The organism is Pseudomonas sp. R76, assembly GCF_009834565.1.
In the GTDB taxonomy this organism is placed as follows: Bacteria; Pseudomonadota; Gammaproteobacteria; order Pseudomonadales; family Pseudomonadaceae; genus Aquipseudomonas.
The window spans coordinates 501,527-517,279 of the sequence record NZ_CP019428.1; the positions used below are offsets into that span (position 1 = coordinate 501,527).

The window sequence follows — 15,753 nt, forward strand, 5'->3', positions numbered from 1 at the left end:
TCGTTAAAAAGAGGAGTCATTGCAATGGCCCGTATTACCGTTGAGCGTGCACATTCCCTGGGTAAAGAAGCTGCGCGGGCGAAGGCCGAGAAGTTGGCGAACAAACTCAAGGAGCAATATGGCCTGGAGCCGTCGTGGTCCGGCGATACCCTCAACCTTAAGCGTTCGGGGGTTAAAGGCACTGTGTTAGTCGCCGATGATTCGCTGCGCATTGATGTGGAACTCGGCCTGTTGATGTCGGCCATGAGTGGCACGATCAAGTCCGAAATCGAAAAAGCCCTGGATAAGGCACTGGCCTGACCCGAATGCGCTTAGGGTGCCGATTCTAATTTTTCACCCTACTTTGTGCCCAAGCCCTCAACTCCTGTGGGCCGTTCCTCGACCCTAATCTGCGTGAGGTGCACCATGGCCAAAGTTATTTTGAAGAAAAAAATCGACGTTCAGTCTACCGCCCTGAGTGACGTTAAAAGCTATGCCCGCAAGATCTGGCTGGCCGGTCTTGGTGCCTATGCCAAGGTCGGCAGCGAGGGCGGCGAGTACTTCAAAGAGCTGGTTAAGACCGGTCAACATGTTGAAAGTAAAGGCAAAAAAGTTGTGGTTGAACAACTTGATGCCGCCAACAGTCAGATTGACCAAGTAAAGAGTAATGTCTCAAGCGTCAAAGGTTTGGTTGAAGTTCAACTGGATAAAGTTGAAAAAGCTTTTGACACGCGTGTTGCAAGTGCCTTGAATCGGATCGGCATTGCGTCTAAACATGACGTTGAGACACTCTCTGCTAAGCTCGAAGAGCTGACGGCATTGCTAGAACGTGTCGCGCGTAAACACTAAGGAGACATCGGGATGGCTGTTAAAAAGACTACTCAGAAAGAAGGCAGCTCGTGGATCGGGGAAGTTGAAAAATATTCCCGTAAGATCTGGCTTGCTGGTTTAGGCGTGTACTCGAAGGTTAGCAGTGACGGCGGTAAGTACTTCGAGACTTTGGTCAAAGACGGCGAGAAGGCCGAGAAGTTGACCAAAACCACAGTGGGTAAAAAAGTCGAAGCGGCAAAGGCCAGCGCAGGTTCCGCCAAGTCGACTATTTCGGATACCTGGGGCAAGTTGGAAGAAACTTTCGACAAGCGTCTTAACAGTGCCATTTCGCGACTGGGTGTGCCCAGCAAAGCGGAACTGAAGACGCTGCACAGCAAGGTCGATACCCTGACCAAGCAAATCGAAAAACTCACCGGCGCTAAAGTGGCTCCGGCTAAAACCGCAGCGGCCAAGCCTGCTGCCAAACCTGCCGCTAAAACGGCTGCCGCCAAACCGGCTGCAAAATCTGCGGCCAAGCCACTGGTTAAAGCTGCTGCCAAACCTGCGGCCAAGGCCCCGGCCAAAGCAGCGGCTAAACCGGCTGCCAAGCCTGCCGCTAAAACCGCTGCTGCCAAACCCGCCGCCAAGCCTGCTGCTAAACCCGTGGCCGCTAAAGCTGCTGCCAAACCAGTAGCCAAGACTGCGGCGAAACCTGCGGCTAAAACTGCCGCCGCTAAACCGGCTGCCAAGCCGGCCGCTGCGAAAACTGCAGCCAAGCCCGCCGCGGCTAAACCTGCTGCAAAACCTGTGGCTGCAAAGCCAGCGGCAAAACCAGCCGCCGCCAAGAAGCCTGCTGTAGCGAAAAAACCAGCAGCGCCAAAGCCTGCTGTTGCGGCCAAGCCTGCAACCCCGGCGCCTACCGCGTCGACAGCCAACTCGGTGTCCGCACCGACGCCCGCTGCTACCCCGACTGCATCGCCGGCAACCCCGACGCCAACCAGTCAGTCCTGATTTTTTCAGGGCACAAAAAACGCCCGGCCTGTGAAGGTCGGGCGTTTTTTGTGGGCGATCTTATTACCCACATAGTTCCAATGTGGGAGCGGGCTTGCCCGCGATTGCGGTCTGCCGATGCCATAGGTGCTAACTGACCCACCGCTATCGCGGGCAAGCCCGCTCCCACATTTTTAATCCATGTCATCCAGGTACTTGAGGGCGAATTTTTCGGTCGCCTGCCGTGCCGGCAACAGCAAGTGCGGCGCCACCAGCATCATGATCTGGTACACCACCACGCGCACCTCGCCCTCCCGGTCCAGAATCCGCTGGTAATCCAGGGAAAACAGCAAAGTCATGGTGATCTGTTCCACCAATTGCCCCAGCGCCTGGGTATCACTGACCAGTTGCCCCGCCGCCTTCAACCGCGCCAGTAATGAAGCCAGCGTGCGCTTGAGCGCCGTCAGCAAGTTGCGAATGCCCTTGGCCAGCTTCGGCAAACGCCCGGCCAGGTTCGACAAGTCCTGAAACAGAAACCGGTAATGGGCCATGCGCTCGACGATCAAGTGCAGGAACAGCCAGTAATCTTCAGCTCTCAGCTGCGCATCCGCAGGCGGATCGAGCAGCGGCGCCAGTTCATTTTGAAAGCGCTCGAACAACCCGAGCACAAGCGGTTCCTTGCCATGAAAGTGGTAGTAGAGGTTGCCGGGGCTGATCCCCATTTCATTGGCCACCTCCATGGTCGACACGTTCGGTTCGCCTTTGTGGTTGAACAACTGCAGGGCACATTCAAGGATACGGTCGCGGGTCTTCATCCAGTCTTCTTAATGTGATCGTTGACTCAGCGCACGCGCACGTAAGTGCCCGGCGCCGCTTCCATCGGTGGGTAATTCTGGTTGCCCAGGGCGGTCAGGGTTTCGCGCTGCACGCCGGAGCGTTGTTGAATCCACGCCAGCCACTGCGGCCACCAGCTGCCTTCGACGTGGTTGGCGTCGTAGTACCAGGCGCGCGGGTCGCTGCTCAGCTTGGGGTTTTCGACGTAATTGGCCTTGGGGTTGCCCGGCGGGTTGAGGATGCTCTGCACATGCCCGCTGTTGGACAGCACGAAGCGCCGCTCGCCGCCGAGCAATTGCGTGGAGCGATACACCGCGTCCCACGGCGTAATGTGGTCGTTGATCCCGGCCACGCTGAAGCTGTCCACCGTGACCTTCTGCAAGTCGATCGGTGTGCCGCACACTTCCAGGCCGCCCGGATGGCTCAATGGGTTGTGCTTGAAAAAATCCAGCAAATCGCCGTGCAGCGCGGCGGGCAAGCGCGTGTTGTCGTTGTTCCAGTACAGGATGTCGAACGCCGGCGGTTCCTTGCCGAGCAGGTAGTTGTTGATCCAGTAGTTCCAGATCAGGTCGTTGGGGCGCATCCAGGCAAACACCTTGGCCATGTCGCGCCCATCCAGCACACCTTGCTGGTAGGAGCGGCGTTTGGCAGCCTCCAGGGTTTGCTCGTCGGCGAACAGCGTGGCGGGGCTGTCGAGCTGGCTGTCCAGCAGGCTCACCAGGTAACTGGCGCTGGAGACGCGCCGCAGCTGGCGCTTGGCTTGCAGATGGCCTTGCAGCGCGGCGATGGTCAGCCCACCTGCGCAGGCGCCCATCAGGTTGACCTCGCGGGCGCCGGTGATCGCCCGGCACACGTTGAGCGCTTCTTCCAGCGCGGCGACATAGGTGGACAGGCCCCATTCACGGTGGCGCACATCCGGGTTGCGCCAGCTGACCATAAACGTCTGCAGGCCATTTTTGAGCGCGTACTGCACAAAGCTGTTGGCCGGGCTCAGGTCGAAAATGTAGTACTTGTTGATTTGCGGCGGCACGATCAGCAGCGGCTTGGCGTACTGTTTTTCGCTCATGGGCTTGTACTGGATCAGCTCCAGCAACTCGTTGCGAAACACCACCGAGCCGGGTGTGGTCGCTACGGTCTTGCCCACTTCGAACGCGTGTTTGCTGACCTGGCGGGGCAGGCCGTTGTTGTGCAGCAAGTCGTCAAACAGGTTGCTCACACCGCGCACCACGCTGTTGCCGCCGGAGTTGAGCAGCTCCTTGACGGCCAGCGGGTTGAGCAAAGTGTTGGAGGGCGACACGGCATCATTGAGCAGCGAGAACGCAAAATGGGCACGGGCGCGGTCATCGGCGTTCAGGGTGCTGTCGTCGACCCAGTGGCGGGTCTGTTTCTGCCAGCTCAAATAGGCCTGCAGGCTGCGCCGGTACAGCGGGTTGAGCTTCCAGGTGGGGTCGACGAAGCGCGCGTCGTTGGGGTTGGGCTCATGCACGGTTTCGCCCAGCAGCACGCGGCCGAGCTGACCGCCCAGCGCCAGGGCATGACGCGCGGTGTGCACCGGGTTGCGCAAGCCGTGGGCGGCGACGCTGCGCAGGGTCGCCAGCAAGTCCCGACCGCGCAGGCCGGTGATCGCATTTTGCGCATTGATGAACACGGCAGGTGTGGGCGCCGGGTTCGTCACGGGTCTTTCTCGCATGAGCCAACACTCCTTCGTCAAGGCAACAACGGGCACGCCAATTCAGAACCATAGTCGGTTCTCGGCAAGTTGCGCGGCGGTGCAGTCCTTACACGGCCGGTCGCGGGTGAATCACGGCCCGCAGGCGCTCCTCTTCGAGAAACTTCATGATGATCGGTGCCACGGCTTCGGCCCGGGTGATCAGGAACAGATGGCCGTCATCGATGATGTGCAACTGCGCGTTGGGAATGCGCCAGGCCAGCAGGCGCATGTTGATCAACGGGATCAGCGGGTCGTCGTCGCCGGCCAGCACCAGGGTCGGCTGGCGGATCTTGTGCAGCCAGTGGATGCTGGTCCAGCCCAGCCCGGCAAACAGCTGCCAGTAGTAACCCAGCTTGCCGGCCGAGCGCACTTTGCTCGCATGCTCGGCGGCCAGTTTGGAGTCGCGACGAAACGAGCCGCCATAAATCATCGGCGCGATGCGCACCACATGGGACGGCTGGATATAGCGCCGCGGGCTGGCCATCAGCCACAGTACTTTGGGCTTGCCCGGCACCATGAATGCACCGGCAGCGGTGGCGGCCAGGATCAGCTTCTTGCAGCGCTCCGGGTAGTCATAGGCGAACTGTTGCGCCAGCGCGCCGCCCCAGGACACGCCCACGGCATTCACTTGGCCATAGTCCAGGTAATCGAGCATGCGCGCGGTGAGTTTGGCCAGGCCGGGGAATCGATAAGGCCGATTGGGCGTCGACGAACCGCCCACGCCCGGTACATCGAAGGCGATCACTTCCAGGTCCGGGTCCAGCGCCTGGACGAACGGAAACACCAACTCAAGGTTGGCACCGATGCCGTTGAAGATCAGCAGCGGCGTCAAGTGAGGCTTGCCCGGGCGTACCGCCGTGCGAATGGTCTGGCCATCCAGGTCGATGGTACGGAAGATGAACGGTTGCGGCATGCTCAAGCCCTGTGAAGTGGCGCTATTTATCGGTGGGAACGCGGTCTATGTGGGAGCTGGCTTGCCTGCGATAGCAATCTGTCAGTTAGCTCATCATCTGGCTGACCCACCGCAATCGCAGGCAAGCCAGCTCCCACATTGATCTCATTTCAACCACACAACGTGCTTATCGTTCATGCACATAAGTACCCGGCGCCGCCTCAGCCGCGGCATAGGTTTTGTTACCCAAACTCGTAGGAGCCTTCTTCAATTTCCCCGCCCGCTCTGCCTGCCATGCCTGCCAATGCAACCACCACGAGTCAGTGTGCTTGGTTGCATTCTCTTGCCACTCCAGCGGCTTGCCTGCCAGGCCATCGCTGGTCTGGTAGCGGGCCTTGGGGTTGCCTGGCGGGTTGAGGATGCTCTGGATATGCCCGCTGCTGGACAACACAAATTCGACTTTGCCGCCAAACAGCTGCGCCGACTTGTAGCAAGACTGCCACGGCGTGATGTGGTCGTTGGTGCCGGCCAGGGAATAGATATCGGCGGTGACCTGCTTGAGGTCGATCGGCGTGCCGCACACTTCCAGGGCGTTGGCGCGTACCAGCGGGTTGTTCTTGAACAGCTCGATCAAATCGCCATGAAACGCTGCCGGCAGACGCGTGGTGTCGTTGTTCCAGAACAGAATGTCGAACACCGGCGGCTCGTTGCCCAGCAGGTAGTTGTTCACCCAGTAGTTCCAGATCAGGTCGTTGGGGCGCATCCAGGCAAACACCTTGGCCATGTCGCGGCCTTCCAGCACGCCGGCCTGGTAGGAATGGCGCTTGGCCGCTTCCAGGGTCTGTTCGTCGACGAACAACGCCACCTGGGTGTCGAGGGTGGTGTCGAGCACGCTCACCAACAGGGTCAGGGCGTTGACCTTCTTCTCGCCCAGCGCCGCGTAGTGGCCAAGCAATGCAGTACAGGTGATGCCACCGGAGCAGGCGCCGAGCATGTTGATGTCTTTGCTGCCGGTAATCGCCGTGACCACATCGACCGCTTCCTTGAGCGCCTCGATATAGGTCGACAGGCCCCACTCGCGCTGGGCCTTGGTCGGGTTGCGCCAGCTGACAATAAACGTCTGCTGGCCATTACGCAGACAGAAGCGCGCCAGGCTCTTCTCCGGGCTCAGGTCGAATACATAGAATTTGTTGATCTGCGGCGGCACCACCAGCAGTGGGCGCTCGTGCACCTGCTCGGTGATCGGTTTGTACTGGATCAGCTCCAGCACGTCATTGCGAAAAACCACGGCGCCTTCGGTGGTGCCCAGGGTCTTGCCCACTTCAAAGGCGCCCATGTTGACCTGGCTCGGCATGCCGCCGTTGTGCACCATGTCTTTGGCCAGGTGGGACAAGCCATCGAGCAGGCTTTTACCGCCGGTTTCAAAGAAGCGTTTGACCGCCGCCGGGTTGGCCGCGCTGTTGGTCGGGGCCATGGCTTCGGTCATCAGGTTGATCACGAAGTGGCCGCGGCTGATGTCCTGTTCCGAGAGGTTGCTGTCGCCGATCCAGTCGTGCAGTTCCTTGCGCCACGCCAGGTAGGTTTGCAAGTAGCGCTTGTAGAGCGGGTTCTGGCTCCACGCCGGGTCGCTGAAGCGACGGTCATCGCCTTCGGGCGCCAACACTGATTTGCCGAACATCACATTCTTCAGCTCGACGCCAAAATGGGCGACGTGTTTGACGCTGTGCAACGGTTGCTTGATGGCTTGGGTCAGCACCATCTTCGCTGAGGCCAATAAATCCTTTTTGCGTAACGCGATGATCGGGTTCAGCCCCAAGGTGTTTTCCGAGGCCTGGCGTTTCAAGTCATCGTTATTCTTGTTACTCATCTACGACGCTCCATTGTCCGAAAGACGAGTACCGGCGATTGCTGCGCACCCAATTTCGATACACGACACCAGCCTGGTACTGCAACTCGGGTGACCGTTGATACCGCATCGTCAAATGCAGGGAACTTGCCAGTTCCATTGGTTACCCGAGTTTAATTTTTTTCGCAAGCGGGCCAATCGTTGACCACGCGACAGGGCATTCAAGCAGATGAAATTAGAAAATGCCCTCTAAAGAGCAAGACGCCTGAGTTAGAGCATCAGCCGCACGACCGACTCACTCGGATCGCGGGTTTTGCCGGCCGCTTTGAGTTCAGCAAGATAGTCGGCCCACAGTGCTTCCTGGCGCACGGCCAACTGGTAAAGGTAGTCCCAGGTGAACAGTCCGCTGTCATGGCCGTCGTCAAAGGTCAGTTTCAGTGCGTACTGACCGGCCGGTTCTATCTTGATCAGCCGGACGTTGAGCTTGCCGAATTGCAGGATGGGTTTGCCGTGGCCCTGCACCTCGGCGGAAGGCGAGTGAGTGCGCAACAGTTCGGCGGGGAGCTGGTAGACCTCATCGGGCCCGTAGGTGAGACCGAGGGTGTTGGAGGTTTTGTGCAGGTTTACAGCAGTAGGAAATTTCGACATTGATAATAATCCTGAAGAAACCGGCTCAAAAATGTAGGAGGGCTTCTGTGGGAGCCGGGCTTGCCCGCGATGCAGGCACCTCGGTGTTTCAGAAACACTGAGGTGATGCTATCGCAGGCAAGCCAGCTCCCACAAAAGCCAGGCCCCTACATAGACCATTTTCTAAAAGGCTTACAGGATATAACGAGACAGGTCTTCGTTCTGCGCCAATTCGCCCAGGTGGCTATTAACGTAGTCAGCGTCGATCTTGATCGCTTCGCCATTCTGCGCACCGGCCATGTCGCCAGCGCTGAAGGACACTTCCTCAAGCAGGCGCTCAAGCAAGGTGTGCAGACGACGCGCACCAATGTTCTCGGTCTTCTCGTTGACCTGCCAGGCAATCTCCGCCAGGCGCTTGATACCGTCCGGCAGGAACTCGATGCCCAAGCCTTCGGTTTTCAGCAGCTCACGGTACTGCTCGGTGAGCGAAGCATGCGGCTCGCTGAGGATGCGCTCGAAGTCGCCTGGGGTCAGCGCCTTGAGTTCCACGCGAATCGGCAGACGGCCTTGCAGCTCCGGCACCAGGTCGCTTGGCTTGCTCAGGTGGAACGCACCCGAGGCGATAAACAGGATGTGGTCAGTCTTGACCATGCCCAGCTTGGTGTTCACGGTGCAGCCTTCGATCAGCGGCAGCAGGTCTCGCTGTACGCCTTCGCGGGACACGTCGACGCCGCCGGAGTTGCCGCGCTTGGCGACCTTGTCGATCTCGTCGATAAACACGATGCCATGCTGCTCGACCGCTTCCAGGGCCTTGGCCTTGAGCTCTTCCTCATTCACCAGGCGCCCGGCTTCTTCGTCGCGCACCAGTTTCAGCGCTTCCTTCACCTTGAGCTTGCGGCTTTTCTTCTTGCCCTTGCCCATGTTGGCGAACAGGTTCTGCAGCTGGCTGGTCATTTCTTCCATGCCAGGCGGTGCGGAAATATCGACGCCGGAGACTTCAGCCACTTCGATCTCGATTTCCTTGTCATCCAGCTGGCCTTCACGCAGGCGCTTGCGGAACAGCTGACGGGTATTGGAATCGGACGACGGTGCGGCGTCTTCGTTGAAACCCATGCGTGCCGGTGGCAGCAGGGCGTCGAGGATGCGTTCTTCGGCAGCATCTTCGGCGCGGTGGCTGACCTTGGTCATTTCCTGTTCGCGCAGCAGTTTCAAGGCGGCGTCGGCCAGGTCACGGATGATCGACTCAACGTCGCGGCCCACATAGCCCACTTCGGTGAACTTGGTGGCTTCGACCTTGATGAACGGTGCATTGGCCAGTTTGGCCAGGCGCCGGGCGATTTCGGTTTTACCGACGCCGGTCGGGCCGATCATCAGGATGTTCTTTGGCGTTACTTCAACGCGCAACTCTTCGGGCAATTGCATCCGGCGCCAGCGGTTACGCAGCGCAATAGCAACGGCGCGCTTGGCATCGTCCTGGCCGATGATATGGCGATTAAGTTCATGGACGATTTCGCGGGGAGTCATGGACATAGTGTTTGGCGGCCTCAAGCGGAATAAGCCTACGGCTTACTCGGCGAGGTCCTGCTCCTCAATGGTGAAGTTGTGGTTGGTGAACACGCAGATATCGCCCGCAATGCCCAGGGCAGTCTCGACGATTTCACGGGCCGACAGGTCGGTTTTCTTCAGCAGTGCGCTGGCTGCCGCTTGGGCGTAGCCACCGCCGGAACCCATGGCGATCAGGCCATGTTCAGGCTCAACCACATCGCCGTTACCGGTGATGATCAAGGACGCGTCTTTGTTGGCGACGGCGAGCATGGCTTCCAGGCGGCTGAGGGAGCGGTCGGTGCGCCATTCTTTGGCGAGCTCAACCGCGGCACGTACGAGGTGGCCCTGGTGTTTTTCCAGCTGGCCTTCGAAACGCTCGAAAAGGGTGAAGGCGTCGGCGGTAGCGCCGGCAAAGCCCGCGAGAACCTGGCCGTGGTACAAGCGACGCACTTTCTTGGCGTTGCCTTTCATCACGGTGTTGCCAAGTGAAACCTGGCCGTCGCCGCCCATGACGACTTTGCCGTGGCGACGTACTGAAACGATGGTGGTCAAGGGGAGAGTCTCCACGCAGCGGGGCGAAAATGCCCTGTTGGAATCTCATATGGGGGTGGCGGGGGGGATTTCAACCGTAGGAAGGGTGTGCGGACGAGTGGTGTTTATTGGTCTTATACATTTTCCAGAGGCCCATAAAACCAATGTGGGAGCTGGCTTGCCTGCGATGACGGTGTGTCAGTCACTGAAAATATTGACTGTTACACCGCCATCGCAGGCAAGCCAGCTCCCACATTTTGAGCGGCGTTAAGCTTGAATCAACGGCTCTGGCGTTGTTGTAACAACAGGTTACTAAACCCGGCACCGGCCAATTGCTTTTGCGCCACGGTCAGCTGTTCACGGTTGCTGAACGGCCCCACCAGCACGCGATACCAGGTCGCGTCCTTCACCGTGCCGGACTCCACCGTCACCGCCTGGCCCAACAGAATAATCTGCGCACGTACCCGATCCGCATCCGCCTGTTTCGGGAACGAGCCCGCTTGCAGGAAGAACTTGGTCACTGGCGCAGCCTTGGTGGTCGCCACCGGCGGCGGCGGTGGCGGGGTGATCCCGGCCAATGCGGCTTGGGCGCGGGCCGTGTCGATCTTCGCCGCTTCCGCAGGAGTGACCGGCGTGGTCGGCACTTGCGGCGTCGGCAGGGTTTTTTCCGGCACGGCGTCGGGCGGCACGATCACTTCCGATTCCGGCAGCAGCGTATAGAAGTCGTACTTCGGCTTCACCGGTGCGGTCGGGCTTGGCGCCGTCTTGTTGGCTTCGGCCATTTTCGTGGCCTTCTGCTGCTCTTGCTTGACGCGTTTGACGTCATCGCCCTTGCCCGGCTCCAGCTTCATCAGGATCACGACAAACGCACCGACCGCCAGGCCGATGGCCATCCACAACCAGCCCGGGATCGGCTTCTTCGCCGGGGCTTGATAGCGGCTGGCGCCGCGCTTGGGTGCAGGTTTTTTCTTGGCAGCCAACTTACATACGCTCCAGGGTTTCCAGGCCTAACAATTCCAGGCCTTGCTTGAGGGTCCGTCCAGCCAGTGCGGCGAGGCGCAGGCGACTTTGCTTCTGGGCTTCGTCGTCGGCGGTGAGGATCGGGCAGTTCTCGTAGAAGCTGGAGAACAGGCCGGCGACTTCGTACAAATAGGTGCAGAGGATATGCGGCGTGCCCTTTTCGCCGACGCTGTTCAGCACTTCGCCGAATTGCGCCAGTTTGGCCGCCAGTTCCTGTTCGTGCGGTGCGTCCAGCACGATATGGCCGTCAACTTCGCTGAAGTCCTTGCCCAGTTTGCGGAACACGCCAGCCACACGGGTGTAGGCATACAGCAGGTACGGCGCGGTGTTGCCTTCGAAGTTGAGCATCAGTTCGAAGTTGAAGCTGTAGTCGCTGGTGCGGTGCTTGGACAGGTCGGCGTATTTCACCGCGCCAATGCCTACCACGCGGGCAATGTTGCGCAGGTCGGCCTCGGCCAGTTCCGGGTTCTTTTCCTTCACCAGGTTGTAGGCGCGTTCCTGGGCTTCGGTCAGCAGGTCGATCAGCTTCACGGTGCCGCCGTCACGGGTTTTGAACGGGCGGCCGTCGGCGCCGTTCATGGTGCCGAAGCCCATGTGTTCCATGTGCATCGGGTGGGTGACGAAGCCTGCGCGGCGTGCCACTTCAAACACCTGCTGGAAGTGCAGGGCCTGGCGCTGGTCGACGAAGTACAGCGCACGGTCGGCTTTCAGCACGCCACTGCGGTAGCGCACGGCCGCCAGGTCGGTGGTGGCGTAGAGGTAGCCGCCATCGGCCTTGACGATGATCACCGGCAGCGGCTCGCCGTCGGCGGTCTTGAATTCTTCGAGGAACACGCACTGCGCGCCATTGCTCTCGACCAGCAGGCCCGCGGCCTTGAGGTCGTTGACCACGTTGATCAGGTCGTCGTTGTAGGCGCTTTCGCCCATCACGTCGGCCATGGTCAGCTTCACGTTGAGCAGCTCGTAGATTTCCTGGCAGTGCGACAGCGAGATCTCGCGGAAGCGGCCCCACAACGCCAGGCATTCCTCGTCACCGGCTTGCAGCTTGACCACCAGGCCACGGGCGCGGTCGGCAAATTCTTCGGACTCGTCAAAACGCTTTTTGGCGGCACGGTAGAAGTTTTCCAGGTCGGCCAGCTCGTTGCTGGTGATCGGGTTTTCCTGCAGGTAAGCCATCAGCATGCCGAACTGGGTGCCCCAGTCGCCCACGTGGTTCTGACGGATTACGGTGTCACCGAGGAACTCCAGCACCCGCGCCACGCCGTCACCAATGATGGTCGAACGCAGGTGGCCCACGTGCATTTCTTTGGCCAGGTTGGGGGCCGACAGGTCAACCGCCACGCGCTGCAGCGGGCCGGCCTTGCGCACGCCGATCTTGGCGTCGGCCAGGGCGGCGTCCAGGCGCGAAGCCAGGGCCTGGGTGTTCTGGAAGAAGTTGATAAAGCCTGGGCCGGCGATGTCGGCCTTGGTGACGCTCTCGTCGGCAGGCAGGGCTGCGATGATTTTTTCCGCCAGGTCGCGCGGTTTCATGCCCGCAGGCTTGGCCAGCATCATCGCAATGTTGCTGGCGAAGTCGCCATGGGTCTTGTCGCGGGTGTTTTCCACCTGGATCGCCGGCGTCAGGCCTTCAGGCAACACACCTTCGTTGACGAGTTGGGTGATGGCTTGTTGGATCAGCTGGCGAATGGTGTCTTTCATGGTGTTCTCTTTCGACCGCAAGCGGCGGCGCGCGATGCGCAGGTGGAAAAACTGGGCATTATCCGTGGCGAGGGCGGGCTTGCCAACCGTTCAGACGGGTTGGTAGACCTGCGGGCCTCATCGCGGGCAAGCCCGCTCCCACATTTTAATGGGTGAATACTTCTACATGTGGGAGCTGGCTTGCCTGCGATAGCGGTTTTGCTATCAATACAAATCTACCGGGTCCACATCCAGCGACCATCGCACTTGCCGGCCGCTGGGCATTTGCTCCAGGGCAAGCAACCAGCTACTTAATAGCCGATGCAGCGGTGCGCGGGACGTTGCCTGCAAGAGTAGCTGAGCGCGATAACGCCCGGCGCGGCGCTCCATGGGCGCAGGCACCGGGCCGAGCAATTCGATGCCGGTCAGACCCAGTTCGCCGAGCAAACGTTCGGCGGCGCTGCAGGCTTCATCCAGAAAACTTTCCGCTTGCCCCGGTTTATGCGCTTCAGCCCGCAGCAGTGCCAGGTGCGAGAAGGGCGGCAGGCCGGCGGAGCGGCGTTCGCTCAGCGCCTGTTCGGCAAAGGCAAAGTAGCCTTGTTCTGTCAGTTGAATCAGCAGCGGGTGGTCGGCCAGGTGTGTCTGGATAATCACTTTGCCTGGCTCTTCGGCACGCCCCGCGCGGCCTGCGACCTGCACGATCAGTTGCGCCATGCGCTCGCTGGCGCGGAAGTCACCGGAGAACAGACCGCCGTCGGCATCCAGGATCGACACCAGCGTGACCCGTGGAAAGTGGTGCCCTTTGGCAAGCATCTGCGTACCGATCAAGATGCACGGCTGGCCCTTCTGGATGGTGGCGAACAGCTGATTCATCGCGTCTTTGCGCGACGTGCTGTCGCGGTCGACCCGCAGCACCGGGTAATCCGGGAACAGAATCCCCAGGCGTTCTTCGGCGCGCTCGGTGCCCGCGCCGACTGGGCGCAAATCCACTTTGCCGCATTGCGGGCAGTGGCGCGGCGTGCGCTCCACATGGCCGCAGTGGTGGCAGCGCAACTCGCCGTGGCGTTGGTGCACGGTCATGCGCGCATCGCAACGTTCGCACTCCGACATCCAGCCACAGTCATGGCACAGCAGCGTCGGCGCAAACCCTCGGCGGTTGAGAAACACCAGGACCTGCTGGCCAGCGGCGAGGGTCTGGCCGATGGCTTGCTGCATCGGCCCGGAAATGCCGCTGTCCAGTGGCCGACTTTTCACATCCAGGCGCAGGAAGCGCGGTTGCTTGGCGCCGCCGGCACGCTCGTTCAGGCGCAGGAGGCCATAGCGGCCGGTGTAGGCGTTGTGCAGGCTTTCCAGAGACGGCGTGGCCGAGCCCAGCACAATCGGGATGTCTTCCTGGCGCGCACGCACCAGCGCCAGGTCGCGGGCGTGGTAGCGCAGGCCTTCTTGCTGTTTATAGGAGCCGTCATGCTCCTCGTCGATGATGATCAGGCCGGGGTTTTTCATCGGTGTGAACAGCGCCGAACGGGTGCCGATAATAATGTCGGCCTCGCCGTCCCGCGCCGCCAGCCAGGATTCCAGGCGCTCACGGTCGTTGACCGCCGAGTGCACCAGGGCGATGCGCGCGTTGAAGCGTTGCTCGAAACGCGCCAGGGTTTGCGGGCCGAGGTTGATCTCCGGGATCAGTACCAGCGCCTGTTTGCCGGCTTGCAGGGTTTCGCGGATCAACTGCAAATACACTTCGGTCTTGCCGCTGCCGGTCACGCCAGCCAGCAGGAACGCGTGGAAACTGTCGAAACCAGCGCGAATGGCTTCGTACGCCGCGCGCTGCTCGGGGTTCAGTGGCAGTTCCGGCTGGGCCAGCCAGTGGTCATGGCGCGGGTCCGGGGCGTGCTTGCGGATCTCCACTTGCACCATGCCCTTGGCCAGCAGCAGGTCGAGGCTGTCTTTGCTCAGCATCAGCTTGCTTAATAGCTGATGGGCCACGCCGTGCGGGTGTTGGGCCAACGTCGCCAGGGCTTCTCGCTGGCGCGGCGCGCGGGCGATGCGTGGGTCATCGAGGCGCGCGCCGGGCACCATCGACCAGAAGCGTTCCTGGCGTGCTTCGGCCAACTCGCCCTGGCGCAACAACACCGGCAGCGCCCAGCTCAAGGTATCGCCGAGGCTGTGCTGGTAATACTGGGCGGTCCACAGGCACAGCTTGAACAAGGCCGGTGGCAGCGGCGCCGTGGTGTCGAGGATGGCTATGGCGGGCTTGAGCTTTTCTGCGGGGACTTCGCTGTGATCGGCCACTTCGACCAGAATGCCGATCATCTCTCGGCGCCCAAATGGCACGCGCACGCGCATGCCTGGCTGCAACTGCGTCCGCAGCACGCCGGCCGGGGCACGGTAGTCGAACAGGCGGCGCAGGGGCGAGGGCAGGGCTAGGCGCAAAATGGCGTCGGGCACGCGGGGAGTCTCATATAAAGGCAGGCGGTGGCGCAGGGGCGGGAGCCTAGCAGACCTGCGGTGGGGGTGTCCTGTCTGTGGTGCACGAGGCAGCACTTCTGTGGGAGCCGGGCTTGCCCGCGATGGCGGCGTATCAGTCGCAGGATTGGGTGCCTGACACACCGCCATCGCGGGCAAGCCCGGCTCCCACATTGATCGCGGTGAGCCGGCAGTTTTTCGGATGAAAGGGGCTTATATGTGACCAATCGGCCGGAACCGCCGCTTGCGCGTTTAAAAAGGTCTGGTAGAATCCGCGGCCTAATTACGTGCGGTATTCGACAATAGTGTCGAGTGGCGGCACGCTAGCCCGAGGAAGTCACCATGAAAGCCGATATCCATCCAGCGTACGAAACCATCGAAGTCACCTGCAGCTGCGGCAACAAGTTCGAAACTCGTTCGAACCTGTGCAAGCCACTGGGTACTGACGTATGCAACGAGTGCCACCCGTTCTACACCGGTAAGCAGAAAACTCTGGACACCGGCGGCCGTGTACAGCGCTTCGCAGATCGCTTTGGTGCTTTCGGCAAGAAGCCTGCTGCTACTCCAGCAGAGTAAGGCTCAAAAGCCCTTTGGGTTTTTGCCAGCTGTTGAAAAAGGCGTCCCTTGTGGGCGCCTTTTTTGTGCCTGCGATTTGGCAGCACATCGATCAAATCGAATTTAAACAAAAAATTGTAGACATTTTTTAAGTCGATTGTGAACAGTTGAGCCCTTGTATCCCGTGGCTCTTGGCCAAAAGTCGTAGCGCAGGGCCCTTGACACCTGTGACTGCCCAGTCTTGTAGGGACTTTGCGACACGCGTATCCTCGG

General features: G+C 60.4%; 14 protein-coding genes. 4 read left to right on the plus strand and 10 right to left on the minus strand.

The window, feature by feature from the left end:
• Positions 1–24 precede the first annotated feature (24 nt).
• The 3 genes from PspR76_RS02205 to PspR76_RS02215 all read left to right on the plus strand — a co-directional run bounded on the left by PspR76_RS02205 (position 25) and on the right by PspR76_RS02215 (position 1,800).
• Positions 25–300 (plus strand): polyhydroxyalkanoic acid system family protein, encoded by a 276-nt coding sequence (locus PspR76_RS02205; RefSeq protein ID WP_159953770.1) that lies wholly within the window; start codon positions 25–27, stop codon positions 298–300.
• A 105-nt stretch (positions 301–405) separates the two neighbouring features.
• Positions 406–828, plus strand: coding sequence for a phasin family protein (locus PspR76_RS02210; protein WP_159953771.1), 423 nt, complete (start codon positions 406–408; stop codon positions 826–828).
• Positions 829–840: 12 nt separating this feature from the next.
• Positions 841–1,800: a phasin family protein gene (locus PspR76_RS02215; RefSeq protein ID WP_159953772.1), complete on the plus strand. Its 960-nt coding sequence runs from the start codon at positions 841–843 to the stop codon at positions 1,798–1,800.
• A 173-nt stretch (positions 1,801–1,973) separates the two neighbouring features.
• Here PspR76_RS02215 and PspR76_RS02220 read toward each other — a convergent pair whose 3' ends face one another.
• The 10 genes from PspR76_RS02220 to PspR76_RS02265 all read right to left on the minus strand — a co-directional run bounded on the left by PspR76_RS02220 (position 1,974) and on the right by PspR76_RS02265 (position 14,907).
• On the minus strand, positions 1,974–2,594 hold the full coding sequence (locus PspR76_RS02220) for a TetR/AcrR family transcriptional regulator (protein ID WP_159953773.1): 621 nt from the start codon (positions 2,592–2,594) through the stop codon (positions 1,974–1,976).
• A gap of 26 nt (positions 2,595–2,620) precedes the next feature.
• Positions 2,621–4,303: a class II poly(R)-hydroxyalkanoic acid synthase gene (phaC, locus tag PspR76_RS02225; protein ID WP_159953774.1), complete on the minus strand. Its 1,683-nt coding sequence runs from the start codon at positions 4,301–4,303 to the stop codon at positions 2,621–2,623.
• Positions 4,304–4,391: 88 nt separating this feature from the next.
• The gene (gene phaZ / locus PspR76_RS02230; RefSeq protein WP_159953775.1) at positions 4,392–5,237 is read right to left on the minus strand and encodes a poly(3-hydroxyalkanoate) depolymerase; all 846 of its coding nucleotides are present in this window, start codon (positions 5,235–5,237) and stop codon (positions 4,392–4,394) included.
• Positions 5,238–5,403: 166 nt separating this feature from the next.
• A complete protein-coding gene (gene phaC, locus PspR76_RS02235) occupies positions 5,404–7,083 on the minus strand; it encodes a class II poly(R)-hydroxyalkanoic acid synthase (protein ID WP_159953776.1) in 1,680 nt (559 codons plus the stop codon).
• 249 nt (positions 7,084–7,332) lie between these two features.
• Positions 7,333–7,710: a gamma-butyrobetaine hydroxylase-like domain-containing protein gene (locus PspR76_RS02240; RefSeq protein ID WP_159953777.1), complete on the minus strand. Its 378-nt coding sequence runs from the start codon at positions 7,708–7,710 to the stop codon at positions 7,333–7,335.
• 171 nt (positions 7,711–7,881) lie between these two features.
• Positions 7,882–9,219, minus strand: coding sequence for an ATP-dependent protease ATPase subunit HslU (gene hslU, locus PspR76_RS02245; protein ID WP_008439258.1), 1,338 nt, complete (start codon positions 9,217–9,219; stop codon positions 7,882–7,884).
• 36 nt (positions 9,220–9,255) lie between these two features.
• Complete coding sequence (gene hslV / locus PspR76_RS02250; RefSeq protein ID WP_010563201.1) at positions 9,256–9,786, minus strand: ATP-dependent protease subunit HslV; 531 nt, start codon at positions 9,784–9,786, stop codon at positions 9,256–9,258.
• Positions 9,787–10,043: 257 nt separating this feature from the next.
• The gene (locus PspR76_RS02255) at positions 10,044–10,745 is read right to left on the minus strand and encodes an SPOR domain-containing protein (RefSeq protein WP_053253947.1); all 702 of its coding nucleotides are present in this window, start codon (positions 10,743–10,745) and stop codon (positions 10,044–10,046) included.
• A gap of 1 nt (position 10,746) precedes the next feature.
• Positions 10,747–12,483, minus strand: coding sequence for an arginine--tRNA ligase (gene argS, locus PspR76_RS02260; protein ID WP_159953778.1), 1,737 nt, complete (start codon positions 12,481–12,483; stop codon positions 10,747–10,749).
• A gap of 204 nt (positions 12,484–12,687) precedes the next feature.
• Positions 12,688–14,907 (minus strand): primosomal protein N', encoded by a 2,220-nt coding sequence (locus tag PspR76_RS02265; protein WP_159953779.1) that lies wholly within the window; start codon positions 14,905–14,907, stop codon positions 12,688–12,690.
• 360 nt (positions 14,908–15,267) lie between these two features.
• On the opposite strand from PspR76_RS02265, the gene rpmE reads away from it, so the two are divergent.
• Positions 15,268–15,501, plus strand: coding sequence for a 50S ribosomal protein L31 (gene rpmE, locus PspR76_RS02270; protein WP_005784030.1), 234 nt, complete (start codon positions 15,268–15,270; stop codon positions 15,499–15,501).
• Positions 15,502–15,753: the final 252 nt, after the last annotated feature.